We start from the raw sequence: 24,142 nt of genomic DNA, 5'->3' as shown, positions 1-24,142 counted from the left end.
ATGAAATCCGAACTTTACACCCTGCGTCACCTGCCAAACATGCTGGTCGTATCTATCCTCGCGATCCTCATGGCCGGCGTCGGCGCCACCCTGCAATGGTCGCTGCCATTCCTGCTCAAGATCGACCCGCCGCAAGCCGGTGACGGCCCCGCAGGCCAGCAGGTACAGGCGCTTATCGACGCCTCCGACCCGGCCAAGGCCGGATTCCAGCTGGCAGCCCTCGACATCACCGGATCCGGGCAATCCTCTAGTATCTCAATTTTTATCATCGCCATCGTCGCGCTCACCATCACTGCAGCTAGCTACGCCTTTTCCAGTGGCGCTGTGGTGTGGAAAGTGGTCGGAACAGGTTCGCGTTTGAAGTGGGCACTGTCTCTGACAGCCGCAGTGCTGTGCTCCGTCCTGCTTGTGTGCGTCGGGGCATGCATCTTCAGTGCCTTGATTGCCCTGGTCGCGGCTCCCATGAGCGATGCGTCCTTGGTTGCTCCGACCGCAGATGTGGCGATGATGTGGCTGCGCGGCACTTTGGCCGTTGTGCTGCTGGCTCTCGCGCTCACTGGTGTGGTGCTGGCCGTGCGCAAGGTGGGTTCTGCGATCGGTATTGTCGTCGCTGTGGTGATGGCTGGAGTGATCTTCGGAACCGTCGGCGCCATGGCTGGCTGGGATCCTTATGCGTACAGCTGGCTGCCGACTTCTGCCGTCACGATCGCCGGCGGCCAAGGCCTGACGCAAACACTCAATCCGTGGGTCGGCATCAGTGCACTTGGCGCGTGGGCGGCACTCAGCATGGGCCTTGGACTTGCCCGATTCACTCGCGCAAACCTCTAACATGGATGTTATGAATCGCCCTTCTACTAGGGACATTTCGGTAGCCGCCATCGCGCTGGGACTGGACCTGTTCGGATTCCTGATGTCCCACACGGTGGCGCCAGCGACCTTCAGTTTCGCAGTCTCTCCGGTGCAGTTTTGGCTCATCCTGTTGACCATTGTTGCCAAAGCGAGCATGCTGCTGTGGCGCCGCCATTTCCCGGTCCTCGTGATACTCGGTATCTCGGCAGCTGAACTCCTGCTTCCCCTCTATTGCCTGGTCACCGGCGAGCAGAGCCTGGGCTACAACGGCATCGCCGCCACGGTTGCTGCGTTTTCATTGGCGCTTCATACCCGTTCGAAGACCCGCGACATCGCGCTTCTTGTGATTGCGGGCCTCACGATTGGCATCGCCCGGGCTTTCACCACCCCAGTTTTGGGTGACATGAACCCGACGCTTTTCGCCCTGCTCACCGCACTCGGCTGGCTGCTTCCGCTCGTCGTCATGTTCGCCATCGGTCTTGCGGTCCGCAATAGCCGCGAACTCACCGAGTCCCTCGCCCGTCAGGCAGAGCTGGCCGAACGCAACGCCATCATCGAGGAGCGCGCCCGTATCGCCCGCGAACTCCACGACACCACCGCCCACCACCTCTCCGCCATCGCCATCCAGGCCCAAGCAGCACGCGCGCTTATCGACGTCAATCCCCGTGCGTCCAAAGAGCATTTGGATCACGTGACTTCATCCATCACGAAGGCACTGCAGGATGTCCGCGCAACGGTGGGCAAGCTTTCTGTCACCGATGCCGAGGTTTCTCGAGTTCCGCAACCTACAGATTTGCCTGCGTTGATCTCGGAAGTTCGTGGGTTGGGACAGGAGGTAGCCTTTTCTGACACATCGGTGTTGTCGGGTGCTGAACGAGTTGCTGCGTACCGGATCACCCAGGAGGCGCTCACCAATGCACGCAAGCATGCTGCCGGCGCTCCAGTAACCGTGACCTTGAGCGATGATGAACTGTGTGTTTTAACGTCAGGTTCTTTTGAACGAGGCGAATCAGGGCGCGGCATCATCAGCATCCAAGAACGTGCCCATGCGGTTGGTGCCACCGCATTCAACGGACCAACCGCCGACGGCTGGCTCGTACGCATCAAGTGGAGGAAGCCATGATTCGAGTGCTTTTGGTAGATGATCAGCCACTGATCAGGCAGGGTCTCAAAGCGATCTTCGAGGCCACCGGAGAAATCACCGTGGTGGCCGAGGCAGCTTCCGGGAATGAGGCCATTGCGAAGGCCCGCGACGTCGACGTGGTGTGCATGGACATCCGCATGCCCGATGGGGATGGCATCTACGCCACCACGGAGATTAACAAGCAAGAGAATCCGCCTGCGATCATCGTGATCACCACCTTTGACCTTGACGAATACGTCTTTGGCGCGCTCGAAGCTGGCGCCTGCGGCGTCATGCTCAAGGACTCTCCGATGGCTGACCTCATCGAGGGCGTCAAACGAGCGGCTTCAGGAGAAGGCATGGTGGATGCTGCGGTCACAAAACGTGTGATTGCGGAATTCGGGCGTCGAAAAGCGCGTGCCGTGGTGGATTCAGAGCTGCTCACGGCACGCGAGCTCGACTGCGTTCGGGCGCTGGGGCAGGGCCTCACCAACATCGAAATCGGGCGGGAGTTGTACTTGGAGCCTTCTACAGTGAAAACTCACTTGTCGTCCGCGATGGCGAAAGTCGGGGCCAGTTCAAGGGTGCAGCTCGTGATCTGGGCGTTTCGGGCTGGAGTGGTGAGCTAGGCATTGACGTACAACTTGTACATCTCGTACACTTCAGATAATGACCACCAGCATCACGTCCTCCAAGTTTCGATCTGAAATGAGTCGATACATCGATGTCGCCCAGCGGGAACCCGTTTCAATTTTGAGCCGTGGCACCCGTCCCCGAGCAGTACTCGTTTCCCAAGAGTTTTATGAGGCGGCGATCGAAGCTTTGGAAGACAGAGACGACATCGCCGCAGCAGCGAAAGCTCGCGAGGAAACCGTGACAATCAGCCATGAGGAACTGAAGGCGGAACTCGGCATCGACCAGTAGGCCATAGATGACTTACGGCATCAGATACTCCAACGCCGCTGCAAAGAGCCTGCGAAAGCTTCAGAAGAAGGAACAGGTATCAATAGTTCGAACGATCGAACGACTCCAAAATGATCCCCGCCCAGCTGGTGTCAAGAAAATTATGGGCGGAGCTGGCGAATTGCGGATCCGAGTTGGCAATTTCCGCATTATTTACGAGATTCAAGACGGCGTATTGCTCATTCTCGTGTTGGCCATCGGGCATCGATGCGAAGTGTACCGCGACTTTTAACCCCGCAGCTTCCGCCACAGGATCCTCCCCAAGGAATGCGGGAGCGCGAAGGCTTCTCGTATCCACATTTTCGGCGCTTTAGAAACCGGCGTGCGAGCGGTCACCAAGTCAATAGAAATGCCGTGGTGCCACGCCCACATCTTGGTGCGCCAGGCATGGAAATCGCTGGTCACGACGATCCAACGTGGGTAGCCCTTCAAAACGCTGAAAGCATGCTCCAGGTTCTCATTGGTCGAGCGGGCCTGATTCTCCACGGTGATCACGTCCGAAGGGACACCATGAGAAATGAGCCAATCACGCATCGCCTCGGCCTCCCCCATGTGGCCGGAGACGACAACGTGATCGGAAATGTGAGGCAGTGCGGCGGTAAGTCGCCGCTCAAGGGTGCGCCCGGGACGGCCGTCGATAAGCCTGCTGCCCAGGATCAGCACGGGCTCGTGCATCTAGCTCTCCATGAGGCGCTGACGCAAGGCCTCATCCTTTGCAAGTACTTCTTCGCGCATGGCGTCCTGGTAGGCGACCATCTTCTCGACCAAACCTGGATCACCGGCCGAAAGAATGCGCGCGGCCAGTAGACCGGCGTTCTTCGCGCCACCAATGGAGACGGTCGCAACCGGCACGCCACCAGGCATCTGCACGATCGACAGCAGCGAATCCATGCCGTCGAGATCCTTCAACGCACGCGGAATACCGATGACCGGCAGCGGGGTTGCCGCAGCCACCATGCCCGGCAGGTGCGCCGCGCCACCGGCGCAGGCAATAATGCACTTCAGGCCACGCGTGTGGGCCTCCTTGGCGTACGCCAACATGCGCTCCGGGGTGCGGTGCGCGCTCACGACGCCCACCTCAAACGGGATATCGAACTGCGCGAGCACCTCGGCAGCCGGCTCGACAGTCGGCCAGTCCGAATCCGAGCCCATGATGAGTCCTACGAGTGGCTCCATTACTAATCCTTCCAATTCTTGCTCGCCATAACATTACCAGCACCCCGTAACACCATGTTTTTGAAAATGCATTGCATTATTCCATTTTTCAAATACACTGGCCCTCAAGGGCGACCAACCGCTCTTTCCGGTCCCAACAAGCAAGACCTCAACAAGAAAGGTTTGCCATGAAATTAAAAAAAACTCCGCCTACCCGTTTGCGCATTACTGACCGCAATAAATTTTCCCGCCGTAGCTTCAGCAAATACGCTGGACAATGAACAACTGGTAACGCATGTCATGCAATCGGCAGATCCTGAACAAACATTTTCCCAACTAACCGATGCTGAGAAACACACCTTCGTCGAGGCAATGGCCCCTACGACAGTGACAACAACTGAGCTCACTACCGATCAAGCCATGCCAATGCGAGCAAGCAATGGTTGTTGGAATCAACAAATCCAGCAAGACTACCGAAGCAACTTTGGCTTTGTAACATATCGACTCTTTGTATCCAGCCACTGGTGTGCAGAAAACGATCGAATCACTTCCCATTCCATAACGGGCGCCAGTGGTCAAAAGGTTGCTCCAGGTTATACTTTTGAAGGGATCTCAGCACAAGGAGCGACCAACTACGGAGATCGGGGCGTATCGGTAGCTCAAGGACACTTTAAGGTCTGGGACGCACCAGAATGGATTCCAGGAACACACCACTACCCTTGCGCTCGTCAAACCACTTTCCCCGGTCGATCTGAAGCGTCAGGACATATCGGTGGTTCCTGCATGCCATAACCTTGCGTCCGCAACAACTATCCCTTGGGGCGCAGATCTTGCCTGGGCCAGCTTATTCTTCGTGCACCTAGCGATCGTACTGACTGTCGCGGGAATTGAGCTCCAGAAAAACTCTGTTATCTCGGCAGTTTTCTGGGGACTAATCGTGGTTACACTTCCTGCAATAGGCCTGCTATTGTGGCTACTCTTTGCGTTGCCGCGCAAAAAATAGCCACAACATCACTGATCCTTCCACTCAGCGTGCACCAAGAAGTGGGCTGCGAGCTCGCCGTTACGACGAAGTTCCTCGACATCCCCGGCGCCCGTCATGTTCACATGTCCGATCTTACGGCCCGGACGGTGGCCCTTGCCGTAGAAATGGATCTTCGCATCTGGGAAGCGCTTCCAAACCTCGACCATGCGCTCCGGCATCGGCATCTCCGGATCCTCAGGAGCACCGAGGACATTTGCCATGACGGTCCACTCTTGGAGAGTTTCCGTGGAGCCTAGCGGCATGTCCAGCACAGCGCGGACGTGCTGTTCAAACTGGTCAGTCACGCAGCCATTTTGGGTCCAGTGGCCGGTGTTATGCGGGCGCATCGCGAGCTCGTTGACGAAGATCCCTTCTGGGGTTTCGAAGAGCTCAACGGCCAGGTTGCCGGTCACGCCAAGAACTTCGGCAGTCTTGATGGCTACTCGTTCCGCTTCCGCTCGCAGCTCTTCCTTGAGACCAGGAGCAGGGGCAATGGCAAACCAGCAAATGCCGTCCTTCTGAATGGATTCCACCACCGGCCAGGCCTTGACCTCGCCGGATGGGCGGCGCGAGACCATCGCGGAGAGCTCGCGGACGAGGTTGACCTTTTCTTCCGCCATGAGCGGGGTGCCGTTGGCAAGAAGCTCTTGGGTCAGGTCCTTCAGTTCATCGAAGGACACCGGGAACCACACGCCCTTGCCGTCGTAGCCGCCGCGGCGAGCCTTCAGGCACACGCGGCCTTCGACGGCATTCCAGAACTTTTCAGCATCTTCGATGGATTCGATAGCCGCGAATGGAGGCACCGGAGCACCGAGTTCCTTCAAGCGCGTGCGCATGACCAGCTTGTCCTGCGCGTTGATCAGCGCCTCCGGGCGCGGCTGCACGTTGATACCCTCGGCGATGAGGGTTTCGAGGTGCTCGTTTGGCACGTGCTCATGGTCAAAGGTGACCGCGGTAGAACCAGCGGTGACCGCGCGAAGTTCGTCGAGGTTGGTGTAGTCGCCCAACACAACATCGGCGGCGACCTGGGCGGCAGAGGCATCGAGCGAGCTCGCGAGCACGCGGACGGACTGTCCAAGCTCAATCGCCGCGGTTTGCATCATGCGTGCCAATTGCCCATCGCCGATCACACACAGAATTGGCATGTCTGGTGCGTGCGCTGCCGGATTATCGATGTTGTGAGTCACGGCTAATAACTATAGCGGTTCGTTGTTCATGCCGATAACCTAGGGTTTTATGGACTTTGATCGGCAGAGTTTTCCAATCGCGTGGGAGAAGATGTGCGCGGGCTCCAGCATCGAGCTCGGCGAGCACGTGTGGCTTAGCGACGCCCTCCTGTTTTATCCCGATGCGGTAGTGACCACGGAGAACCAACCATCGTGGACACTGCATGTGCCTCTCGTGTTTGACCTACCTAAGATGGCAGCATCCTACAAACTCCCCTGTGGCCGAATCGACCTCACCACAGACAATGAATGCCTGTGGATGCTCGTTTCGATGATCACAGTGAGAGTCGATACCCAAACAACCGCGTGGGATAGCCACTTCGATTTCACCCACGAGGAGACGCCCCGACTGTTTGCCTACATTGACGAGATTCCGTGGGGAGTCACCATCAGCGCACGGTCGAGTGATGCCCCGAAGCTGGAAACGAAGCCGTCTGAAGACTTCGGCTGGAGCCTATATGTTGTGGCCGGTGCGATGGTGGCGAGTCCCACTCCCGGAGATAGTCCTCAGCACCTTTGCCGGGTTCGGGGTGAGTTACGACACTGACGATGAACTGATACTCACCTGGCTGGTCCTGATGATCCCTTCGTTTGTGTTGTCGCTGGTTGTGAACTTTGCACCAGTTCGGTCGTTCCTAGCTGATGCACTATTCATCATCTTTGGCGTCAGAATCATCGCGGGAACTATCTATTACTTCCGGGATGTGGACGGACCTGTTTATTCCGGGTATTTACTTCTTCGTAGGGCAGTGGTTCCTCACAGCAGGGGCGTGCACTGCGCTGCGAAGGCTGGACGCTAAGTTGAGTCCTAATTCAAAAATGCGGAATACCAAATGTTGAGAAGTCAAAAATTCCCTTTAGCGATTTTTTCCTTCGGGTTTCTCTGTGCCTCATGCAGCACCACACAAACAGGTGATCTTTCCAACGGATGGAATAGCAGCGGGGGCACCCTGATTGGCCTCGGTCCACACTACGAGCCTATTCATCGACAGGCAACGACCAATTTCCTGCTTTTCGATTCACAAGGAAAACACACCAGTAGCATATCGGGATCCTCCGTCTACGGGGACAAGCATTGGCCGGGAATCAATCTACCTATTTTCAATACAGTGATTCCACGATTCTCCATGGTCAAGAAACTCGAACCCTTGATTTCCCAAATACATTCACCGAGAGAAACAACGTATCGCCCGACGGGCGTAATAATAGCTCCATGTTCTTCAATGATTCAAACGCGAACGAGTTCGTGTATAGGTATCCCATCGCTTCTGACGGCGGCTCCCATGCCACAGGCGAGCTGGCTGGCGCCATTGAGGTCGCTGCATCGTCTAAAACCAAAACTCTCATTTGCACGAGAACTAAATCGGCTCTTCCGGCTTTAGAGTGCGTAGCTAGTACCTGGGGTGTGATCCGAGATTGAACAACTACATCTCTGTAAGGCCAGTGCCTAGCTTACGATCAGTTAACACTATGGAAATTGCTAACAGAATCGGAATAAACAAAAATGAATAGATAGCAGTTGAAATAACAGCGACCTGCATAATGGTGGACGATGGTGCAAAATTTGAAGTAATGAAAAGAAAGCAAAAAAAATAGGAATATATAAAACAGCAATTAAGGATTACCTTACCTAGCACAACGCCAAAATAGCTGTTCGATCCTTTCATAAAAGCGCTATTGGTCAGGAAAATAAAGATTAAAAAGCCAAAAGCAACCACACCTATGGCGTAAATACTCCAACCATATACATTAAAAAAGGTACGTTCTCCCCATAAATCAGGCTTACCTTTCTGCCCAAAATGCACTGGCACCAAATCAACGACCTGAAATTTTAGAACTTGGACTAGAACTATCGCAATTACCCAGACAGCAACGTTTAAGATCAGACTACGGTACAACAGCTTTCCCATAGCACCCTATCTTCCGTATGCAAACCTGGCTGGAAGCAAAGCGTAAATTGCACCGCCAATCATCACAATCGAAAAACTGACAATACCGAGAAAGATGGCAATTGAAGAATGTAGCAATACAGCCAAAGTCAAAGCAACTTTCTTTGCAGAATCACCCCCAAAGATCGCATAAGAAATAAATACTTCGGCTGATATTGTACCCCAGGTTATAGCTAATAAAATAAAGTCATAGTCGACAATCAGCATCGCTAGTTTCAAACGCCAACCAGTTGCGCCAAACATCGGATTCAGTAAGTCGTAATAAATTTCGCTACCATCAGCCCATGATTCAACTCCGAGTTTTGCAATACCTGCCTGAAAATACACGACAGCCATTTGAATCTTAATCATTAAATGCCATACATAATGCCACGCCTCAGCCCCTCTGCTTTTAAAACCAATCCGCTTTTTAAAAGTCTCCGCGAGGCCCCCAAGGCTGTAGATCAACAAAAGTGTTGATAAGCACAGTGCAATTTGTTCGCCACCATCTGAGGTGGGAATCATATGAAACATTGTGCTGGAAATCCAGAAAAGAATCAAGCTGGAAAGAAAGAGATATTTACCAACAATAACTAGTCCACAAAGCACTACAGCAACCCATTTGCCCAAAGTAAGGAATTCGACGGGTACGATGCAAAAGAATAGCGCTTTTTTTAATGTCCCCTCACAACGCAGTGGTTCTAAATTAACAGCGCTCGGTGTAATGAGAAACTCGACTGGCGTGAATATGAGAGTTAGCATCAAACTTAAAGCAATTGAACGGCGCAATAACAAGTTGGCATTTGGATTAACACGTGGTATATATAACACGGAAATCCTATTTAGCTTGGCATTCAATTTCGAGCTTCACCCAACCTTCCCCATAATAAGGCGATTTCACGTACTTCCGATACTCATAGGAATACGGTCGAGTGGAAAAAAGAAATACTTCACCACAGAGCGAGGGTCTCGTTACTGGGTTATGGACTTTTATGGGTTCCAAATTTGTATTTCTAGCTTCAGCAAGGCAGTCCGGAAGGTTTAAATCTTTACAGTTGTGAAAACTCTTCTCTCCAATAGATGCTGTTATTAGCCCAATTTCAATTCCTTGAGCTCTTCCCTCGCGATTTAGACCAAAAGCATTGGTTGTTCGTGAAGTTGGCAACTTAGACAATGGACTTCCATTGCTTCCAAAAGCGACGGTGTTGGGCTCCTTTGCACTTCTCGTAAAGAAGGACCATCCTTGAGGTGTAACCAATTGAGCGTATTCAATTTGCCATATTCCAATTTTTTGAGGACTCCATACTATAGCCTTCACACTCGAAAAGATTAGGCTTAATACCAAAATCGTCGCAAATAAAATGGGCAATGCTATTTGCATGGTCGACACCTTGACTTTTTCATGTGTAGCCATGCCAAATTAGGCGCTTTTCTGATTGGTAAATGTTTTCAGTACTCCAGCTATCGCTCTTTCTTTAGGGATCGAACCTCCCTCGCCATTCAGAATTTTTTGATTTGATTGTCCCCACTCAGAAACTGAGAAATTTGTCTTTTGATGCACATTTACGTGGCCCTCGACATTAAGTGCAACTGCATAGTTCACGGCTACAGCGGCGTCCCAAACCACCAGTGCCCATACGGCCGCCGCAATTAAAGCCACTAGTGACGTAGGGTTGGCGCGCCCATCAATATTAGGCGCAGTGCCTTGCTCCTCGACTTGTTGGTCAAGATAATCGAAACCAGAATCCACGGTTTGCTCAACTTTCTTTGGATCACCGCTTTGAATTCCTTCACCAAACGTAGTGAAAAATTCGGGATTCTTCTGCGAAAGTTCATCAACTACAAGATCTACTTGCACTCGATATTGATCGTCTTCGGATAGCTCAGTATGCTTAGCCCGCAGCGAATTGCTTAAATATTGATTTAGATTCAAATTCTTCTGGAGCTTCGATGCTTCTGGCCCAGTGCCAAAATAGATCGCTTTGAACGCCTGTTTCCCAGTCTCAGTCGCTCCAATGTTTGTCTGCTGGTTTCCTTTGGGGTGATCGGCTATCTGTCTCTGCATCTCATCAGAGTTTGCCACCGCCAGCGATGAAAAGGAAATGCCCAATACAGTAACGACAGAAATTAATGCCTTTAGCCTCATTCTTCCACCCTTCCTATTTTCCTATTACAAAGTAGCCGCCCCCAATCTAGTTTTCTACCTAAAACTGTTTAGTGTCCCTTATTAGGGGTGTTCCTATACAGGTTGTCAACTCCGTGGGTGAGATTGTTGGGGGTGTGAATGGCTTCTGTTTTACTTCGGCGATGTTGTTTTCGGGCACGCTGAGGGGCCGACTGGGCTTCCTGCGCAATCGGCTTGAGGCGAGGTTTGTGGATTCTAGGCTGCTGCGGTCTCCTGGACTATGGAGATGTCTCGGTAGCACTCGCCGCTACGCATCATGGCGAAGAGGACGTTAAGACGTCGGCGTGCGAGTGCAACGACTGCGGCGTTGTGCCTTTTGCCTTCTTTGCGTTTTCGTTCATAGAATTGCCGGGAACGCTCGTGGAATCTGATCGATGCAAAAGACGATTGACATAGGGCGTTCTTTAATTTTTTGTTGCCGGCCCGGTTGGGTGAATTCGACATGATGGACGTTCCCGACTGATTCGTCCGCGGCGACAGGCCTGCATAGGACGCTAGGTGCGCTGCATCAGGGAAGTCGGACATATCGCCAACAGTCATGAGGATCTGTGCCGCACTACGCGGGCCGATGCCGGGCATGGACAAAAGAATCTCGGTTTGAGGAATGTCCTGAATGAGCTCGAGTACTTGGGCCTCGATTTCCTTGCGATGTTCTAGCTTGGCCAGTGCATCTTTGGCGGACATTGCTACGCCAAGTTCGGCGTCTTCTGCGCCGGCAATGGTCACGGTCTGTGCGTGGATGGCCGCAAGCATGGCATCGATGACAGGCTCAGGATTGCGTGCCCTGTGACTGCGTGCGAAGGCTGCTAGGCGAGCTTTACCGACGCGTCGAATCTTGGTGGGACCACCGTATTTCGCAAGTAGGTGGAGGATCCACTTTCGGTGAATCATTTGTCCGCGTAGGACATGTTCGAATGCAGGATGGGTTCCCACGAGCGCGGATCGCATCTGGTTAATCAAACGTGTGTAGGCCCTCGCGAGGTCTTCGTCGATACCGTTGAGGACTTTTAGCTGGATGAAGACTTCCTCGACTCGGTCGACGCTGCGCAGGGCATCCGGGAGGTTAAGACCGGCATGGGCGATGACGTAGGCGTCGCGCACATCGGTCTTGGAGTTGCCGACGTGGACACGAGAGAGCTGCCGCATCGCAAGCCCAGGGAGGTAGCGAACCTCAGCGCCCATTGCTTGGGCGACTGCGGCGGTCAGCCGGCCGATGTTGTTGGGTTGATCGACAATGACAAGGACCGAGGCGTTGTCGGCGAGGAATTGGCCGAAGATCTTGCGTAGCGAGCCTTTGTGTTGGTTGATGCGTTTGGACAGGACTTGACTGCCCTGGGGATCGAGGACGCAGGCGTGGTGGAAGTATTTGCCGACGTCCATGCCAATGACGAAGTCATAGGCCATGGGTGTGTGCCTCCTAGCGACGATTTAGAAGTTGGGTTATTTAGGTTTCATCGCTGGGGTTGTCGGACATACTTGCGCTGGCATCCACATTACTGTGAGACCTCATGCCGCCTGGGCCGGGTCAGGTTCCTATTAGCAGTTTGAGTATGTCACTGTCTTCGGCGACATCACCCCCGGATCATTTTCAGACAGGGACAGGAATAAGCCATACCGAAGCCAGCGACTAGTTCCACTGTCCTTTCGGATGGCGGGAACGGACATAAACATAGCCCGCCCAATCGGGTGGACAGGCTATGAATCTTCGGTGCCCTGAGGTGGAACTGCTAACAACGTAATGGGCATGTTGTGTGGCCTCTCATTGCCCACCTGCCAACCGAGCTTCTGTACCCGGGGGTTGGGGGTATCTCCGACCTGGAGTTCACGAATGTCAACGATTAGGGGCCCTATTTTCACCACATCCATCGAAATGGTCGACTTATTCACTTGCCAGCTACATTTTGTCCTTAAAGCTGCTTAACCTAACAGGACGGCGTTCGTCGTCGGTACACCAAACGCTAGAATGGTGCAGGCGCTTTCTTAGGCTCAATTCGGCTTAGGGTCAGACTTTAGCGAGGTCTCCCCATATTTTTGTCAAGTTTTTATCTCGCGTGTTATTTACAACGCTGGGGGTACTTTCGGGCAGACCAACTGGTCGACTAACTTTGGCTAGTAGACTAGTGCCGTTTTCTCAGGCTGCGATTGGTCTTGTGGGGGATATCCCGGAAGAACTCGTTGTTTTTCGGCTGCGCAAAAATAACGTTGCATCGACGTCGCGCCAAGCAGCTTACAGCTGCATTCTGGCGCTTGCCTTCTGCTCGTTTGTGCGCACAATAGCGCCGTGACGGCTCGTGACTACGTATCGCTGAAAAGCTGAATAGACCTTTTCGTTTTTAGTTGCTTGTTGCCAGACTTCGCTGGGCATTTTCCCTCTGATGGATGTGCCAGATCTTCTGGTTACTGGCGCAATCTCTGCATCGGCGACCCTAAGGGCCAGCATTTCAGAGTCGGAGCCATCGCCGATCGCTAGCAGGATCTGTGCTGCGGTTTTGATGCCGACTCCAGGAACACTCATCAAGACCTTGCAAAGAGGGAAGTCATCAAGCATCTTTTCAACTTATTCAGCAATGGTGTGCCGCCGCTATTGCAGTGCTTTGATATTCTCCGCCAATTGCGGGACAACTAGCTCAGCTGCTGCATTACCTGGGACGCTGACGGAATGAGCTTTCAGGGCATCGAATGTCTCAGCTACAATTGTTGTTGGCTCACGGTGACCGGAATGAACGGGAATTGACCGAGCCAAGACTGACCCGAGTGGGCTCATTTTCGAAAACATATGCTTCTTTGAATTATATGCCGGATTCAGCTACCCGGTCTGCCTGGTCCTCCAGACTTCAGTCCACCCCTTTTTTTTCTGAAAGACTTTTCTCGTAACCAAGCAGTTTTCACCCCAACACTTTATATTTGCACACAGGCAACATTCACGGAGTTGTCATGTTTTTCGTATTATGGGGATCAATGTTTCAGGAGATAAACACGACCTTGAGTGGCCAGCTGGTTTCGATCCATTTACCCCGACATCACCAGTTGCTGGATGGCATATTTGTCCAATGGCGAATTCGCACTCACTCGTCCTGAAAAGATTCCAGGAACGGAAAACAGCTATCGCCTTACTACATTCACATTCCGATTGGACATAGCTGGACCTCAATGGAAACTTGCCGAACTTTCTCGAAACGAGCATCAAATCAAGCTACCAACAGAAATATTTTCGTCTATATCGCTCTCAAAGGGAAGGTTTGCGGGTTAAGTAGCAAAAATGGCGACGTTGAAATCTTTTCACAAACTGGCGAGAAACCAGAAAGAACCGGAAATATTTCGGGATCGCTACAGGGACCGTGGTCAATCGGAATGGTTCAGTCATTCGATCGCGACTTGTTCTATTCCACAAAACCAGGAACTGTAGAAATATGAGACTGGCGGAATCCCGAAGTCCCTGTCTCCACCATCTAATACTCGAAGGAAACGTGCCCTACAAATGTCGCAATGCGCGATGATTACTGCGATGTTGTCAGTGTCGCCGTCAGAAACTGCCCAGTCGGCTCCTCAGCGTGCCCGGAAACAACACGCCGAAGTAAAGCAAAAGTCCTTCACACCCCCAACAATCTCACCCACGGAGTTGACAACCTATATAGGAACACCCCCTACCCTACAAGGCAATTAATTTACTCCGCAACTTTCTTCGGTCGAGAGACGTCCCGGAAAATCATCGGCTGGACAAAGCCTGTGGCATCGAGATAGAGCTGAACGCGACGTTGATAAGCGGATATAAACCTTCTACCCGATAATCGGCGAAGGGTATCCGCCTTATCATTCAGAAAAGGTTCCCGATTGGCGCAATGCAGCTTATGCGAAATGGGCTAATTGCGTGGACATCCCTATTCTCGCCAAGTGCATAGACGACCAACTCAGTTGGCTGGAGGATTAAAACCTTCATGCAAAGACGAAAACAATGGCAATACGGCAGTCCGGTGATTTTGTTCAGATCATCATCATGTTGAGGCTGAAGGAAGAATTCACCGGATTTGTCGGATATGATTTTTGGGATCACAATGTATGGAGCTTTCCCACATCGCCCGAGTTAGAATATGCTCGTTCATTCAGCGCCTACTGTTTGATGGGCGATCCTCTAGTTCTCCAAGTTTCACGTGATTTTCCAGATGAAATTGCGCGGCACTCTACCTGGGCCGATATTAGCCATCAGTTAAAGTTTTCAGAGGTATTGGAAGATCGAAGCTTCACGATCTTTCAAGTTGGGTAATTAGGAACAATCCAACTCGTGCCCCGAGCTCCAGATTCATTGCCACTGTCGGCCGAAAAACGTACCTGCAGAAATGACACGGCAAGAACCATGACGCGGGCTGACAGCGTTGTGAAAATCCACGAGTGAACCTTTGGAAACTCCACACTGGCTCCTCATTAGCATCCAGCTCTTGAAATCACACTATCGGCATAGCCGCAAGCTGAAACCCCTCGTACCCCCACCAGGCAGTTAATCTCCTCCGCAACCTTTTTCGGCCGGGGGACGTCCCGGAAAATCATTGGCTGGCTACGGCCTGCGACATCGAGGTAGAGCTGGCCACGGCGTCGATAAGCGCGGCGCACGTGGGTGAGCGGAATCGTGTCTTCGCGTGCCCCGAAGCTTGGCGCGCGCACGATAATGCGTTGGTCGGTCAGAGCGAACCGCTGCCTGCGGGAACGCAGGATCGGAAGAAGTAGCCGCCAGCACACCAGAAAGAACCACAGCGCAACAATGCCGTTGTGCAGGTCAGGGATGCCTTGGGTATCTACCCATCCGATCGCCATCCAACACACTGCGGTCAAGAAGAGTGATTCAATGACGGGAAACGTCAGCGTTTTAAGTGGCGCGGTGAGGTCATATCTCAGCTGCTCGGACATTACTGCAACCTCAGGTGAACCACATCGCCGGCGGCGATGGCGTGCACTTCCTTATCCTCGGATTTCACTTGAATGAGGCCATCATCGGCAACGCCGACGCACTCGCCGAGGAGTTCCTTGTCACCTGGCAGATGTACGCGGACCTGCTGACCAATGGAGCTGCACACTTTGCGATAGTCCGCCATCAGGGATGGATCATTGTTCATCCACTGCGTGAGGCGGTTTTTCAAGGCGAGGAGGATCGCTCCGACGAGCTGAGTTCGATCTACCTCAGACCCCACCATTTCCAAGGAAATAGCGTGTGGCACCGGTAGTTCTTCCTCAGTCAATGACACATTCACGCCCAGACCGATCACAATTGCTGGGCTCGGCTGGAACTGTGCCACCTCAGCGAGGATGCCGCAGACCTTGCGACCATTGATCAGCACGTCATTGGGCCATTTCAGCGCGACATCGTAGTCGCTGGAAAGGACGTCGATAAGCGCCAAGCCTGTCACCAACGGCATTGTTCCCAGCCGGTCGACGGCTTCGACGGAAGGACGGATCAGGATGGAGAGAGTGGCCTGCGACATTGGCGGCGCAGTCCACACGCGGCCATGTCGTCCCCTGCCGGCGCTTTGGAAATCAGTGACGGCTGCAGTCCACTCCGGCGCACCTTTGAGTGCAGCTTGCACCAGGTCAGCGTTGGTGGATCCGGTTTCCGGGGTGTAGTCAATGCGAGGTAGCGGCAGGGCGCGGAGCTTCTCAGCATCCAAAGGCGTTCTCATAATTGCAGGATTCTACCGTCTCCTTAAGGAACGGATACGGGTGCGCGATAGGGATCTGACTTGCGATTCAAATCGCTACGCGATTTTTAATCAAAACTGCAGGTCGTGATGAAGGATTGGCGTAGGAATTTAAAATCCGGAACAGATCCCTACGCGGTTCCCCAATGAAGCATAGAGACACGCCGTGTGACGCAAATTTCTTTTATTAGCTGACCAGGCAAAACATGAGACAAACCTCAACTACTTTTGTTTCTTAGTGGAAACTAACCAAAAAGGAACATAGAATCCCCGAACATGACCATTTCCTCACCTTTGCCACGCCTGCAGGAACCAGTGACCGCAGCGCACGCCAGCACCGCCGACAAGATCAACGATCTCAAGGCACGTCGTCAGGAAGCATTGACCGTATCCAAGGAACGCGAAGGTCGACTTACCGCCCGCGAACGCCTCGACTTCCTCCTCGACGAAAATTCTTTCGTAGAGTACGACCAGCTCGCGCGACACCGCACCCATGACTTCGGGATGTACACCAAGCGCCCGGTCACTGATGGCATCGTCACCGGCTGGGGCACCATCGACGGACGCGAGGTATGCGTGTTTTCTCAGGACGGCACCATCATGGGTGGCGCCCTCGGCGAGGTGTATGGCGAGAAGATGATCAAGATTATGGAACTGGCCGTCACTACCGGCCGCCCACTCATCGGACTCTATGAAGGTGCTGGCGCCCGCATTCAAGACGGCGCGGTCTCCCTCGACCTCATCGCGCAGACCTTTTATCACAACGTCAATGCCTCGGGTGTTGTCCCGCAGATCTCGGTAATTATGGGCGCCTGCGCAGGTGGCAATGCCTACTCCCCTGCGCTCACCGACTTTGTGGTCATGGTGGACAAGACGTCGAAAATGTTCGTGACCGGGCCGGATGTAATCAAGACGGTGACCGGCGAGGTCATCACCCAGGAAGAACTCGGCGGCGCCTCAACCCACATGGCTACCGCCGGAAACTGCCACTACGTGGCACAAACTGATGAAGAAGCACTCGAATGGGTGCAAGACCTCGTGGCCTACCTGCCTTCGAATAACCGCACTTTCGCCCCCGTCCAGGACACGGCACCACTCGAAGAAACTGTGGACGATCTCGCTCTCGACCATATCATCCCTGACTCGCCAACCGTCCCCTATGACGTGCGCGATGTCATCTCCGCACTCACCGACGATGGCGACTTCTTCGAAGTGCAGGCCGACCGCGCCGAAAACGTCGTTATCGCCTTTGGGCACGTCGACGGCCAATCGGTCGGATTCGTCGCCAACCAGCCGATGCACTTCGCCGGCTGCCTCGACATCAATGCCTCCGAAAAGGCCGCCCGCTTCGTCCGCACCTGCGATGCCTTCAACATCCCGATCGTCATGCTGGTCGACGTCCCCGGTTTCCTCCCCGGCGCCGGCCAGGAATACGACGGTATCCTCCGCCGTGGCGCTAAACTGCTCTACGCTTATGGCGAAGCAACCGTCCCCAAGATCACCGTCACGATACGCAAGGCTTACGGTGGCGCATACTGCGTCATGGGTTCGAAGGGGCTTGGCGCTGACGTCAACTTGGCGTGGCCGACCGCCCAGATCGCCGTCATGGGCGCCGCGGGCGCCGTGGGATTCATCTACCGCAAAGAGATCAAGGATGCCCACGCACATGGGGTTGACGTGGTGGAGCTCGTACGTTCCTTCGAGCGCGAGTACGAGGACTTCATGCTCACGCCATATCTTGCTGCCGAACGCGGGCTTATCGACGCCGTCATCCTCCCCTCCGAGACGCGCCCGCAGATTATCCGCAATCTGCGCCTGCTGAAGGACAAGAATGTTTCCCGTCCGGCCCGCAAGCACGGCAACATTCCTTTGTAGATGACACTGGTCACTACGCGCCGTCGATAAGCTGACAGGACACATCTACCCCCATAAGCGTGGCCTGTCACCACCAATTTCGGGCGTTGACCCGAAAGAAATGCCCACTCTGTGAACAAAGCAAGCGCTAGCCCTTAAACTAACTTCCATGACTGCCGCTATGAACACCGGCGCCGACGCGCCTGATTTGACCACGACCGCTGGAAAGCTTGCCGATCTTCGTGCCCGCATCGCGGAAACTCAGGCCCCTATGGGTGAAGCTTCTGTAGAGAAGGTGCACGAGGCCGGTAAGAAGACCGCCCGCGAACGCATCGAATACCTGCTCGACGAAGGCTCCTTCGTCGAAATCGATGCCCTTGCCCGCCACCGCTCCAAGAACTTCGGCCTGGATGCCAAGCGTCCAGTTACCGACGGTGTGGTTACCGGTTACGGCACCATCGACGGCCGCAAGGTCTGTGTCTTCTCCCAGGACGGCGCAGTCTTCGGTGGCGCGCTCGGTGAAGTTTATGGCGAGAAGATCGTCAAGATCATGGATCTGGCGATCAAGACCGGCGTGCCTCTCATCGGCATTAACGAGGGCGCTGGCGCTCGTATCCAGGAAGGTGTCGTCTCCCTGGGCATGTACTCGAAGATCTTCTACCGCAACGTCCAAGCTTCTGGCGTTATCCCGCAGATCTCCCTCATTATGGGCGCCTGCGCAGGTGGGCACGTGTACTCCCCAGCGCTTACGGACTTCATCATCATGGTGGACAAGACCTCCAAGATGTTTATCACCGGCCCAGACGTCATCAAGACCGTCACCGGCGAAGAAGTCACCCAGGAAGAACTCGGTGGCGCACACACGCACATGTCCACCTCGGGCACCTCGCACTACACCGGCGCAGACGACGCCGATGCCCTGGACTGGGTTCGCGAGCTCGTCGGCTACCTGCCACTGAACAACCGTGATGAGGCCCCACGCATGGAAGCCGACATCATGGTCGGCTCCATCCAGGACAACATCAACGACACCGACCTCGAGCTGGACACCATCATCCCGGATTCTCCGAACCAGCCATACGACATGAAGGATGTCATCACCCGCATTGTCGACGACGGCGACTTCTTCGAAATCCAGGAGCACTACGCGGAGAACATCATCATCGGTTTCGGCCGAGTTGAAGGTCGCTCCGTCGGTATTGTCGCTAACCAGCCAATGCAGTTCGCTGGCTGCCTCGACATCAAGGCTGCTGAAAAGGCTGCGCGCTTCGTCCGCACCTGCGATGCCTTCAACGTACCGATCATCGAGTTCGTCGACGTGCCAGGCTTCCTTCCAGGCACCAACCAGGAGTACGACGGCATCATCCGCCGTGGTGCGAAACTCCTCTACGCCTACTCCGAGGCGACTGTCGGCAAGATCACCGTCATCACTCGTAAGTCTTACGGTGGCGCATACTGCGTGATGGGCTCCAAGGACATGGGTGCAGACATCGTGCTGGCTTGGCCAACCGCGCAGATCGCCGTCATGGGCGCATCCGGCGCCGTCGGCTTCATCTACCGCAAGGAACTCAAGGCTGCCGCTGCAGAGGGCAAGGACGTAGCTGCGCTGATGAAGGAATATGAAAAGGAATATGAGGAGACCCTCGTCAATCCATACATGGCTGCCGAGCGCGGCTATGTCGACGCCGTCATCCCACCATCCGAAACTCGCGGCCAGATCATCGAAGGCCTGCGCCTGCTTGACCGCAAGGTTGTCAACGTGCCGGCTAAGAAGCACGGCAACATCCCACTGTAAGGACTTTCATGGAAGACAAAAAACCATTTCTCAAGGTCCTCAAGGGCAACCCCACCGACGCACAGGTCGCAGCACTCACCGTGCTGTTCGCCTCGATGTCGGGTGGCGAGCCAGAGAAGCCGAAGCCTACCAACCGCTGGGGCAGCATCGCTGAGCGTCTCCGACGCCCGACGATGTACAACCCAAACGCGTTCCACAACGTGAGCTTCTACTAGAAAATCCCGGTAGCGTGGAGGCCATGCGTATTGTCTTGGCCTCCGCCTCTCCCTCTCGAAAAATGATCCTGGAAAATGCCGGGATCAATCCAGTCATCTCCCCTGCAGACGTCGACGAAGACGCTATCGCTGTTCAGATGGCCGGCGCGGAGCCAGCAGATATTGTGGCCGCGCTTGCCCAAGCCAAAGCCCAGTCCCAGGCAACACGCTTTCCCGATGACGTTCTCATCGGATGTGACTCCATGCTGCTACTGGATGGGGTTCTCCAAGGCAAACCACACACCGTCGAAAAGGCAATCGCACGCTGGCACGCTCAGCGTGGTCGCACCGCCGAATTACTCACCGGGCATTACCTCATCAGCCCGCACGGAACTTACTCCGAGACCATCCGCACGGAAATCCGCTTCGCGGACGTCTCCGACCGTGACATCAGCGCTTACGCTCATTCCGGCGAGCCGCTGGAATGCGCGGGTGCGTTCACACTCGAGGCGCTCGGCGGCTGGTTCATCGACTCCATTTCCGGCGATCAAACTTCAGTGATTGGGCTTTCATTACCTCTGTTGCGCCGAGCATTATATTCATTTGGCTACGATGTCTCAGAGTTTTGGTCGCCGCACTAGGCTAGCTGTTATGAAAATCAACGACATGCTCGCTCCCCCTCCCGTTCATCTTCCGGAAATGGGCGAGCCGGATGCAATGAAGAATCCGGCAAATCCCCTGGCCTGGGCCCTGTTGGCCGAAGGCGCCACCGATCCGCTGGTCCGTTATGCGTTCGCTCGCACGGGCTACCATCGTGGGCTCGATGCCTTGCGCGGTAATGGTTGGAAAGGTTTCGGCCCGGTTCCGTGGTCACACGAGCCAAACCGTGGTGTGTTGCGTTCTATCGCTCAATTGGCGCTGGCAGCCCGCGCAATCGACGAAGAATCCGAATACGACCGCTGCCGGGCGCTCCTTTCGGACTGTGACCCAGATTGCGTAGCAGAGTTACTTACTTAACACTGTGTGGAGTAGTCTACTTTCCGAAATTTTTTTAGACCATTCGTCTGGGAAGTCCCTAGTCCATTTTCCGAGTGAGGCTTTCTTGATGAAGCCACCCGGAAGAGAGGAACTGGTGCTGTGAAGCAAACTCCCCAGCGAGAATTAACTACTCGCGCCGTCATCATCGGCGGACTTATCACCCTAGTTTTTACTGCAGCAAATGTTTACCTCGGTTTGAAGGTGGGCTTGACCTTCGCCACCTCAATCCCCGCCGCCGTGATTTCCATGGCGGTCCTGCGAAAGTTTTCCGGCCACACGATCCAGGAAAACAACATCGTACAGACCGTTGCCTCGGCCGCCGGTACGCTCTCCGCCATCATCTTCGTCCTCCCTGGCCTGGTCATGATCGGTTGGTGGAGCGGATTCAGCTACCTCACCACCGCGGCGGTGTGTGCCATCGGTGGCATTCTCGGCGTGATGTACTCCATCCCGCTGAGGCGCGCGCTGGTAACAGGTTCTGATCTGCCTTTCCCTGAAGGCGTCGCAGCAGCCGAGGTGCTCAAGGTTGGCGATGATCACGGCTCAGCGGAAGACAACAAGGAAGGCTTGCATGTCATCCTCTGGGGTGCCCTGGCATCGGCGGGCTACGCCTTGCTCACCGCGTTGAAAGTCGCAGCTTCCGAGCTGTCTACCGTGTTCAAGTTCGGCCCCGGCTACACCATGCTCGGCTCTTCGATGTCCTTGGCGCTGATCGGCGTCGGGCACCTCGTCGGCCTGGGCGTCGGTGTCGCCATGATCGTAGGCCTCATCATTTCCTACGGCATCTTGCTGCCGATGCACACCTCAGGTGACATCCCTGAGGGCATGAAGCTAGCGAAGTATGTTTCCTCCACCTTCTCCCAAGACATCCGCTTCATCGGCGCAGGTGCCATGGCTGTGGCTGCCATATGGACATTGCTGAAGATCATCGGCCCAATCATAAAGGGCATGAGGGAATCCCTGGCTTCCTCACGTACCCGCCAAAGTGGCGGCGAAGTTGAGCTGACCGAGCGGGATATCCCATTCAACGTGGTCGCGGGCGTTACCCTTGCTTCGATGGTGCCCGTGGGCATCCTGTTGTGGCTATTCGTACAGGGCACCTCGATCACCCATCACACTGGTGGCCTCATCACCCTGTCGATCGTGTACGTGCTGGCTGTGGGTCTGATTGTGGCCTCGATCTGTGGCTACATGGCCGGTTTGATCGGTGCGTCAAACTCGCCAATTTCTGGTGTGGGCATCATCGTGGTAATTTCGGCGGCGCTGCTCATCAAGCTCGTGACGTCCCACGATGCCGGTGTGGATCCAAAGGCGCTTCTGGCCTACACGCTGTTTACCGCAGCGGTGGTCTTCGGTATCGCTACGATTTCCAACGACAATCTCCAGGACCTCAAGACCGGCCAGCTTGGTCGGCGCTACCCCGTGGAAGCAGCAGGTCGCGCTTATCTTCGGTGTGCTCTTCGGCTCTGCAATCATCCCGCCAGTGCTGCAGCTGATGATGACCTCCTTCGGCTTCCAGGGAGCTCCAGGCGCAGGCGACAATGCCTTGGCGGCACCGCAGGCGGCGCTGTTGTCCTCTGTGGCGCAAGGCATTTTCGGCGACTCTTTGGATTGGAACTTGGTCGGTCTAGGCGCGCTAATCGGCGCTGTGGTCATCATGATCGACGAAGTCCTTTCCCGCACCACCTCGAAACTGCACTTGCCTCCATTGGCCGTCGGTATGGGCATGTACCTGCCGGTCAGCCTCACGCTGATCATCCCGATCGGCGCCCTGCTTGGCTATCTCTACAACAAGTGGGCTCCAACTGAAAAAGCCGAGCGCTTGGGTACCTTGCTCGCCACCGGGCTTATCGTCGGCGAGTCCTTGTTTGGTGTTTTGAACGCGAGCATCATCGCCGGCTCGGGCAAGGAAGCCCCGCTCGCGATCGTTGGCGAGTCCTTCGAGTCCAGCGCCCAGTGGATCGGCTTGGCTATCTTCGTCGCGATCATCGCTGGCTTGTACTCCTGGCTAAAGAAGATTCATAACAAGCAACAGGCGTAAGGTTATTGGTCTAACCAGCACCGTTTGATGGAGAGGAAGACCATGCCAAACCCACATAAGCTCGTCGTATGCGGTGTCGGGCACGTAGGTTCTTACGTGCTTGCCGACGCCATGAAGATGAATCTCTTCGGCGAAATCATCACCATTGATTCCGAGCACGACGTGGCACATGGCGAGGCCCTCGACCAACACCAGGCCACCGGCCTGCACACCCTCTCCAGCACCAGCGTCCGCGCCGGCACTTATGCCGATTGCGTGGGCGCTGATGTCATTATCGTGGCCGCCGGCCCTTCGATGATTCCGGATCCCAATGACCCGGATGCGAAGCCAGACCGCGCGGCACTGGCGCCCCATAACGCGCAGGTGATCCGGGAGGTCATGGCGGGAATTACCCGCCACACCCGCGATGCCGTGATCATCCTCATCACGAACCCGTTGGACACAATGGTCTACATCGCCGAGAATGAGTTCGACTACCCGGCCGGCAAGATCTTCGGCACCGGCACCATGTTGGATTCCGCACGGCTGCGCCGGATCGTGGCGGATCGCCTAGGAGTGTCACCGCTGTCGGTTGAGGGCTACATGCTGGGCGAACACGGACTCTCCGCGTTTCCGGCCCTGTCACACCTCACGGTCGCTGGCATGGGACCTGCGGAGATCGAGCGCGTTTTCGGCGTGCACTTTGATCCCGCGGAGCTAGCGACCGCCGTCGTCAATGCCGCCTACGAAGTTTTTGGCTCGAAGGGCTGGACGAACGCTGGCGTGGCTGCTTCTGCCGTCGCAATGGCCCGCGCCATCCTCCTCGACGAGCGCACCATCTTCCCCACTTGCACCACCCTGCGCGGCGAGTACGGCTACGACGGCACTGTCGCACTCTCCCTCCCGACCCTCATTGGCGCAGGTGGTGCGCAACGCCGCTTCGAGCTCACCCTCGACGAGTGGGAAAGCCAAGCTTTACGACGCACCGTCGCCGCAATCCAAGACGCCATGAAGGCCGCTGACGTGCAGTTTTAACCAAAGTGGTTTGCGGGCATTTCGGGGCGTAAGGTCTAGATCGGAAAAGTTTCCTACTTGGATATTCCT

At 54.9% G+C, this 24,142-nt stretch carries 25 protein-coding genes and 1 pseudogene; 14 read left to right on the top strand and 12 right to left on the bottom strand.

All coding sequences use genetic code 11. The annotated features are described in order from the left end of the window. Genes CEPID_RS02920 through CEPID_RS02900 form a run of 5 tightly spaced genes read left to right on the top strand, consistent with a single transcriptional unit; the run spans position 1 to position 3,167 of the window. The gene (locus CEPID_RS02920) at positions 1–828 is read left to right on the top strand and encodes a hypothetical protein (protein WP_047239690.1); all 828 of its coding nucleotides are present in this window, start codon (positions 1–3) and stop codon (positions 826–828) included. A 10-nt stretch (positions 829–838) separates the two neighbouring features. Then, positions 839–1,972, top strand: a complete 1,134-nt coding sequence (locus tag CEPID_RS12405; RefSeq protein WP_052843332.1) for a sensor histidine kinase — start codon at positions 839–841, stop codon at positions 1,970–1,972. Then, positions 1,969–2,601, top strand: a complete 633-nt coding sequence (locus CEPID_RS02910) for a response regulator (protein ID WP_047239689.1) — start codon at positions 1,969–1,971, stop codon at positions 2,599–2,601. The genes CEPID_RS12405 and CEPID_RS02910 overlap by 4 nt, the downstream gene beginning before the upstream one ends. Before the next feature lie 40 nt (positions 2,602–2,641). Beyond that, positions 2,642–2,896 carry a type II toxin-antitoxin system prevent-host-death family antitoxin gene (locus CEPID_RS02905; RefSeq protein ID WP_047239688.1) on the top strand — a complete coding sequence of 85 codons (255 nt, stop codon included), beginning with the start codon at positions 2,642–2,644 and terminating at the stop codon, positions 2,894–2,896. A gap of 7 nt (positions 2,897–2,903) precedes the next feature. Next, entirely contained in the window at positions 2,904–3,167 is a 264-nt protein-coding gene (locus CEPID_RS02900) for a type II toxin-antitoxin system RelE family toxin (RefSeq protein WP_047239687.1), read from the top strand. Here CEPID_RS02900 and CEPID_RS02895 read toward each other — a convergent pair. The 3 genes from CEPID_RS02895 to CEPID_RS02885 form a co-directional block, all read right to left on the bottom strand. Continuing rightward, a complete protein-coding gene (locus CEPID_RS02895) occupies positions 3,164–3,610 on the bottom strand; it encodes a YdcF family protein (RefSeq protein WP_047239686.1) in 447 nt (148 codons plus the stop codon). The genes CEPID_RS02900 and CEPID_RS02895 overlap by 4 nt on opposite strands. Further along, complete coding sequence (gene purE / locus CEPID_RS02890; RefSeq protein ID WP_047239685.1) at positions 3,611–4,111, bottom strand: 5-(carboxyamino)imidazole ribonucleotide mutase; 501 nt, start codon at positions 4,109–4,111, stop codon at positions 3,611–3,613. Between the two features lie 990 nt (positions 4,112–5,101). Then, positions 5,102–6,259, bottom strand: coding sequence for a 5-(carboxyamino)imidazole ribonucleotide synthase (locus CEPID_RS02885; RefSeq protein WP_047241299.1), 1,158 nt, complete (start codon positions 6,257–6,259; stop codon positions 5,102–5,104). A gap of 91 nt (positions 6,260–6,350) precedes the next feature. On the opposite strand from CEPID_RS02885, the gene CEPID_RS02880 reads away from it, so the two are divergent. Beyond that, on the top strand, positions 6,351–6,887 hold the full coding sequence (locus CEPID_RS02880) for a hypothetical protein (RefSeq protein ID WP_047239684.1): 537 nt from the start codon (positions 6,351–6,353) through the stop codon (positions 6,885–6,887). 877 nt (positions 6,888–7,764) lie between these two features. Here the strand turns inward: CEPID_RS02880 and CEPID_RS02875 are convergent. The 7 genes from CEPID_RS02875 to CEPID_RS12815 all read right to left on the bottom strand — a co-directional run bounded on the left by CEPID_RS02875 (position 7,765) and on the right by CEPID_RS12815 (position 13,001). Then, a complete protein-coding gene (locus CEPID_RS02875; RefSeq protein WP_047239683.1) occupies positions 7,765–8,250 on the bottom strand; it encodes a hypothetical protein in 486 nt (161 codons plus the stop codon). Positions 8,251–8,256: 6 nt separating this feature from the next. Further along, positions 8,257–9,126 carry a hypothetical protein gene (locus CEPID_RS02870; RefSeq protein WP_144413428.1) on the bottom strand — a complete coding sequence of 290 codons (870 nt, stop codon included), beginning with the start codon at positions 9,124–9,126 and terminating at the stop codon, positions 8,257–8,259. Beyond that, positions 9,107–9,682: an SdpA family antimicrobial peptide system protein gene (locus CEPID_RS12825; protein WP_083984348.1), complete on the bottom strand. Its 576-nt coding sequence runs from the start codon at positions 9,680–9,682 to the stop codon at positions 9,107–9,109. Before CEPID_RS12825 ends, CEPID_RS02870 begins: the two co-directional genes overlap by 20 nt. A 6-nt stretch (positions 9,683–9,688) precedes the next feature. Further along, a complete protein-coding gene (locus CEPID_RS02865; RefSeq protein ID WP_047239681.1) occupies positions 9,689–10,414 on the bottom strand; it encodes a hypothetical protein in 726 nt (241 codons plus the stop codon). 234 nt (positions 10,415–10,648) lie between these two features. Next, positions 10,649–11,857: an IS110 family RNA-guided transposase gene (locus CEPID_RS02860; protein WP_047239680.1), complete on the bottom strand. Its 1,209-nt coding sequence runs from the start codon at positions 11,855–11,857 to the stop codon at positions 10,649–10,651. A 291-nt stretch (positions 11,858–12,148) separates the two neighbouring features. After that, entirely contained in the window at positions 12,149–12,340 is a 192-nt protein-coding gene (locus CEPID_RS13085) for a hypothetical protein (protein WP_144413427.1), read from the bottom strand. Between the two features lie 340 nt (positions 12,341–12,680). Then, positions 12,681–13,001 carry a transposase gene (locus CEPID_RS12815; RefSeq protein WP_083984347.1) on the bottom strand — a complete coding sequence of 107 codons (321 nt, stop codon included), beginning with the start codon at positions 12,999–13,001 and terminating at the stop codon, positions 12,681–12,683. Positions 13,002–14,405: 1,404 nt separating this feature from the next. Between CEPID_RS12815 and CEPID_RS02850 the strand changes: the two genes are divergently transcribed. After that, positions 14,406–14,714, top strand: coding sequence for a hypothetical protein (locus CEPID_RS02850; protein ID WP_047239679.1), 309 nt, complete (start codon positions 14,406–14,408; stop codon positions 14,712–14,714). A gap of 158 nt (positions 14,715–14,872) precedes the next feature. Here CEPID_RS02850 and CEPID_RS02845 read toward each other — a convergent pair whose 3' ends face one another. Both CEPID_RS02845 and CEPID_RS02840 read right to left on the bottom strand, forming a co-directional pair. Continuing rightward, positions 14,873–15,352, bottom strand: coding sequence for a PH domain-containing protein (locus CEPID_RS02845; protein WP_047239678.1), 480 nt, complete (start codon positions 15,350–15,352; stop codon positions 14,873–14,875). Beyond that, the gene (locus tag CEPID_RS02840) at positions 15,352–16,119 is read right to left on the bottom strand and encodes a biotin--[acetyl-CoA-carboxylase] ligase (protein WP_047239677.1); all 768 of its coding nucleotides are present in this window, start codon (positions 16,117–16,119) and stop codon (positions 15,352–15,354) included. The genes CEPID_RS02845 and CEPID_RS02840 overlap by 1 nt, the downstream gene beginning before the upstream one ends. A 294-nt stretch (positions 16,120–16,413) precedes the next feature. On the opposite strand from CEPID_RS02840, the gene CEPID_RS02835 reads away from it, so the two are divergent. From CEPID_RS02835 to CEPID_RS02805, 7 genes and pseudogenes are all read left to right on the top strand, one after another. Beyond that, positions 16,414–18,012 (top strand): acyl-CoA carboxylase subunit beta, encoded by a 1,599-nt coding sequence (locus CEPID_RS02835; RefSeq protein WP_047239676.1) that lies wholly within the window; start codon positions 16,414–16,416, stop codon positions 18,010–18,012. A 148-nt stretch (positions 18,013–18,160) separates the two neighbouring features. Continuing rightward, positions 18,161–19,786: an acyl-CoA carboxylase subunit beta gene (locus tag CEPID_RS02830; protein WP_047239675.1), complete on the top strand. Its 1,626-nt coding sequence runs from the start codon at positions 18,161–18,163 to the stop codon at positions 19,784–19,786. A gap of 8 nt (positions 19,787–19,794) precedes the next feature. Continuing rightward, complete coding sequence (locus CEPID_RS02825; protein WP_047239674.1) at positions 19,795–20,001, top strand: acyl-CoA carboxylase subunit epsilon; 207 nt, start codon at positions 19,795–19,797, stop codon at positions 19,999–20,001. Positions 20,002–20,024: 23 nt separating this feature from the next. Then, positions 20,025–20,621 carry a Maf family protein gene (locus tag CEPID_RS02820; RefSeq protein ID WP_047241298.1) on the top strand — a complete coding sequence of 199 codons (597 nt, stop codon included), beginning with the start codon at positions 20,025–20,027 and terminating at the stop codon, positions 20,619–20,621. 10 nt (positions 20,622–20,631) lie between these two features. Beyond that, the gene (locus CEPID_RS02815; protein WP_083984346.1) at positions 20,632–20,997 is read left to right on the top strand and encodes a DUF3151 domain-containing protein; all 366 of its coding nucleotides are present in this window, start codon (positions 20,632–20,634) and stop codon (positions 20,995–20,997) included. 120 nt (positions 20,998–21,117) lie between these two features. Further along, a pseudogene (locus tag CEPID_RS02810) lies at positions 21,118–23,059 on the top strand (OPT family oligopeptide transporter). 42 nt (positions 23,060–23,101) lie between these two features. Then, positions 23,102–24,073, top strand: coding sequence for a lactate/malate family dehydrogenase (locus CEPID_RS02805; protein WP_047239672.1), 972 nt, complete (start codon positions 23,102–23,104; stop codon positions 24,071–24,073). The last annotated feature ends 69 nt before the right edge of the window (positions 24,074–24,142 follow it).

The organism is Corynebacterium epidermidicanis (assembly GCF_001021025.1).
Classification (GTDB): Bacteria; Actinomycetota; Actinomycetes; order Mycobacteriales; family Mycobacteriaceae; genus Corynebacterium; species Corynebacterium epidermidicanis.
Note: the sequence above shows the minus strand (reverse complement) of the source record. Positions and strands in the feature narration are given on the sequence as shown.

Excerpts from the sequence above, each read along its gene's own strand:
- CEPID_RS02845 (WP_047239678.1), bottom strand. The coding sequence starts at position 15,352 with ATGTCCGAGCAGCTGAGATATGACCTCACCGCGCCACTTAAAACGCTG.
- CEPID_RS02815 (WP_083984346.1), top strand. The coding sequence starts at position 20,632 with ATGAAAATCAACGACATGCTCGCTCCCCCTCCCGTTCATCTTCCGGAA.
- CEPID_RS02825 (WP_047239674.1), top strand. The coding sequence starts at position 19,795 with ATGGAAGACAAAAAACCATTTCTCAAGGTCCTCAAGGGCAACCCCACC.
- CEPID_RS02910 (WP_047239689.1), top strand. The coding sequence starts at position 1,969 with ATGATTCGAGTGCTTTTGGTAGATGATCAGCCACTGATCAGGCAGGGT.
- CEPID_RS02885 (WP_047241299.1), bottom strand. The coding sequence starts at position 6,259 with ATGCCAATTCTGTGTGTGATCGGCGATGGGCAATTGGCACGCATGATG.
- CEPID_RS02830 (WP_047239675.1), top strand. The coding sequence starts at position 18,161 with ATGACTGCCGCTATGAACACCGGCGCCGACGCGCCTGATTTGACCACG.
- CEPID_RS02895 (WP_047239686.1), bottom strand. The coding sequence starts at position 3,610 with ATGCACGAGCCCGTGCTGATCCTGGGCAGCAGGCTTATCGACGGCCGT.
- CEPID_RS02820 (WP_047241298.1), top strand. The coding sequence starts at position 20,025 with ATGCGTATTGTCTTGGCCTCCGCCTCTCCCTCTCGAAAAATGATCCTG.
- purE (WP_047239685.1), bottom strand. The coding sequence starts at position 4,111 with ATGGAGCCACTCGTAGGACTCATCATGGGCTCGGATTCGGACTGGCCG.
- CEPID_RS02920 (WP_047239690.1), top strand. The coding sequence starts at position 1 with ATGAAATCCGAACTTTACACCCTGCGTCACCTGCCAAACATGCTGGTC.
- CEPID_RS02805 (WP_047239672.1), top strand. The coding sequence starts at position 23,102 with ATGCCAAACCCACATAAGCTCGTCGTATGCGGTGTCGGGCACGTAGGT.
- CEPID_RS02880 (WP_047239684.1), top strand. The coding sequence starts at position 6,351 with ATGGACTTTGATCGGCAGAGTTTTCCAATCGCGTGGGAGAAGATGTGC.
- CEPID_RS12405 (WP_052843332.1), top strand. The coding sequence starts at position 839 with ATGAATCGCCCTTCTACTAGGGACATTTCGGTAGCCGCCATCGCGCTG.
- CEPID_RS12815 (WP_083984347.1), bottom strand. The coding sequence starts at position 13,001 with ATGCTTGATGACTTCCCTCTTTGCAAGGTCTTGATGAGTGTTCCTGGA.
- CEPID_RS12825 (WP_083984348.1), bottom strand. The coding sequence starts at position 9,682 with ATGGCTACACATGAAAAAGTCAAGGTGTCGACCATGCAAATAGCATTG.
- CEPID_RS02905 (WP_047239688.1), top strand. The coding sequence starts at position 2,642 with ATGACCACCAGCATCACGTCCTCCAAGTTTCGATCTGAAATGAGTCGA.
- CEPID_RS02850 (WP_047239679.1), top strand. The coding sequence starts at position 14,406 with ATGGCAATACGGCAGTCCGGTGATTTTGTTCAGATCATCATCATGTTG.
- CEPID_RS02900 (WP_047239687.1), top strand. The coding sequence starts at position 2,904 with ATGACTTACGGCATCAGATACTCCAACGCCGCTGCAAAGAGCCTGCGA.
- CEPID_RS02840 (WP_047239677.1), bottom strand. The coding sequence starts at position 16,119 with ATGAGAACGCCTTTGGATGCTGAGAAGCTCCGCGCCCTGCCGCTACCT.
- CEPID_RS02860 (WP_047239680.1), bottom strand. The coding sequence starts at position 11,857 with ATGGCCTATGACTTCGTCATTGGCATGGACGTCGGCAAATACTTCCAC.
- CEPID_RS02875 (WP_047239683.1), bottom strand. The coding sequence starts at position 8,250 with ATGGGAAAGCTGTTGTACCGTAGTCTGATCTTAAACGTTGCTGTCTGG.
- CEPID_RS02865 (WP_047239681.1), bottom strand. The coding sequence starts at position 10,414 with ATGAGGCTAAAGGCATTAATTTCTGTCGTTACTGTATTGGGCATTTCC.
- CEPID_RS02835 (WP_047239676.1), top strand. The coding sequence starts at position 16,414 with ATGACCATTTCCTCACCTTTGCCACGCCTGCAGGAACCAGTGACCGCA.